Source organism: Cupriavidus sp. UYPR2.512, assembly GCF_000379565.1.
Taxonomy (GTDB): domain Bacteria; phylum Pseudomonadota; class Gammaproteobacteria; order Burkholderiales; family Burkholderiaceae; genus Cupriavidus.
Genome location: NZ_KB903047.1, coordinates 1 through 1,892, shown reverse-complemented (window position 1 = coordinate 1,892; position 1,892 = coordinate 1). Strand labels below are relative to the sequence as shown.

2 protein-coding genes and 1 pseudogene are annotated in these 1,892 nt (G+C 51.7%); 2 read left to right on the top strand and 1 reads right to left on the bottom strand.

Annotated features, from left to right (window positions below; translation table 11 throughout):
* Positions 1-367 precede the first annotated feature (367 nt).
* A complete protein-coding gene (locus A3A5_RS44950; RefSeq protein ID WP_232431387.1) occupies positions 368-1,060 on the top strand; it encodes an HrpB1 family type III secretion system apparatus protein in 693 nt (230 codons plus the stop codon).
* A 75-nt stretch (positions 1,061-1,135) separates the two neighbouring features.
* Here the strand turns inward: A3A5_RS44950 and A3A5_RS43465 are convergent.
* Positions 1,136-1,294 (bottom strand): annotated as a pseudogene (locus tag A3A5_RS43465) (IS3 family transposase); the annotation flags it as partial.
* Positions 1,295-1,377: 83 nt separating this feature from the next.
* On the opposite strand from A3A5_RS43465, the gene A3A5_RS41840 reads away from it, so the two are divergent.
* Positions 1,378-1,740, top strand: coding sequence for a transposase (locus A3A5_RS41840; protein ID WP_232431386.1), 363 nt, complete (start codon positions 1,378-1,380; stop codon positions 1,738-1,740).
* The last annotated feature ends 152 nt before the right edge of the window (positions 1,741-1,892 follow it).

Genomic DNA, 1,892 nt, shown 5'->3' with positions numbered 1-1,892 from the left:
CTGGCAAGCCGTCAAATCTGCTGTTGGTTGACAAAAAAAATCGGCATCACACTGGCAACGCTGCGCGCTGACGCTTTGTTCAGCGATTCCTTAGCAGGTTCGCCTTGAAGTTAACAATACCGAGTAACTCTGTTTGAAACAGCTTACAAGGAACGGCAAGCATGCTAACTTCGCTACTTGCGCAGCAATTTCGTTATTATAGCCAATTTCACCGCCGGATTTCTCTATGATAGTCAGATCAAGTAGCTGAGTATAACGTGTGCCTATCAATAGATACAGTCGCCGCGCCTCTCAAAATGTACAAGACTATGCGCCCCTTCACACAAACGTGGGATTCAGCTTGATGCTGTCAAGGCGCTCAACGTTGATGAAACACGATAGCGAGTCTAGTGCATGCACGCCCCTAGATAGGCAGGTCAACTTTATTGCTGATATGGGAAGTCTCATGGGAAGTATGTCGGAATTCTTCGCAGGATATTTTTTTCACACCATCGATGAAGTGGCGAAAAGCTTTTGCGATTTCGTTAAAATATCAATGATGACACCGACTTCAGGTTCAATTCCAATGGAGTTTTTCAGGATCCTAATCTCTGGACGTCCCATGCTAACGACCTCGGTTTGGCAAACAGTTCACTGCTCGATGGTAATCGATTCAAATTCAGGTGGCGGACGACAAACCGAGAAGCCGACTTGTCTGCCGACCGCTTCGTCGGACGCCAAAAAGCTCGCCGAGCATTTAGTCACAAAAATTCGCGAAGGTTCTGTTGATGAGGCGGAGGAACTGTATAAGAATTTGTGTGAAATTTATGAGCCGGCCAAAGACTTACTAGTATTTCCAGTGGTGATTGCAATCCAGCGCGGTCACGCTCTTGATGCACTACGCTATCTCAATGGATTACCCGAAGAACGATGTCCAGAGCTGAAAGCCCTATGCCTTAATCTGTTGAATGATCCGATTTGGCATAGCTATGCAGAGTCGAAAGCAGATAGTGCTGACCCTTTTGTGCGAAACGCTATGCGTCGGTTATTGGGGCGCGACGAGGGGACCGAATCGCGCTAACGCTCTATTTTCAAATTGAACCACCCCGGGACCCGTGGAGGCTGGTTGGTTTAAGTTAATAGCGGTTGAGCGACAGGCATTTGAAGCTGCCGATCGATAGTAGTTTGCCTCAGCTTCCGCGGGCGGGATATAGCCAAGGGATTCCATCAGCCGGTGGTGATTGAACCAAGCCACCCATTCCAGCGTGGCCAGCTCAACGGATTCGCGCGTCTTCCAGGCAGTGCGGTGATGAATCGTAAGCGCTCAATTGACGACGTCCGGTATTGAAGGCCGAACGTTAGCAGGCTTGCGTCCGCAAAGACTTTGCTGACGCAAACATGATCCAAGACGAGATTGACCTATTTCCGCTGCAGGCGGTGAGAGTCCGCTCCAATGGGAAGCGCGACTACGAACCTGCGGCCAAGCGGCGTCTGATTGAGTTTTGTCTTCCATCGGGAGCATCGGTTTCGGACACGGCACTCAAGGCTGGTATCAACGCTAACCAGTTGCGCAAATGGATTCGGAGTACCGAGATTCAGCGCAGGCGCGAAGTGCGTTGCCGGCATTCGTGCCGGTTGTCCAGCAGGTTATGGATTCGCGGCCAATCGAGACACCTGCAAAGGTTGTGGTGCCGTGTCATGAAGCAGCATCAGCGACTGGCGATCCGCCACCGCAGCAAGCGCAACCGCTGGCGCTCTTGATCGGCGTTGTTGCATAAATCCGGGTTCGGTTGGGCGGCTGACGTTTACGCGCAACGGCTGGAACGCTGGCTCTGTAATGAGATGGTCGCCCCCATCCCCCACGAGCGGTTACGCTTAGGGGGCGTTTTCTGCCGAGGAGGCCATCATGCAAG

Bases quoted from the DNA above. Each gene is read 5' to 3' on its own strand.
- A3A5_RS44950 (WP_232431387.1), top strand. From the start codon at position 368: ATGAAACACGATAGCGAGTCTAGTGCATGCACGCCCCTAGATAGGCAG.
- A3A5_RS41840 (WP_232431386.1), top strand. From the start codon at position 1,378: ATGATCCAAGACGAGATTGACCTATTTCCGCTGCAGGCGGTGAGAGTC.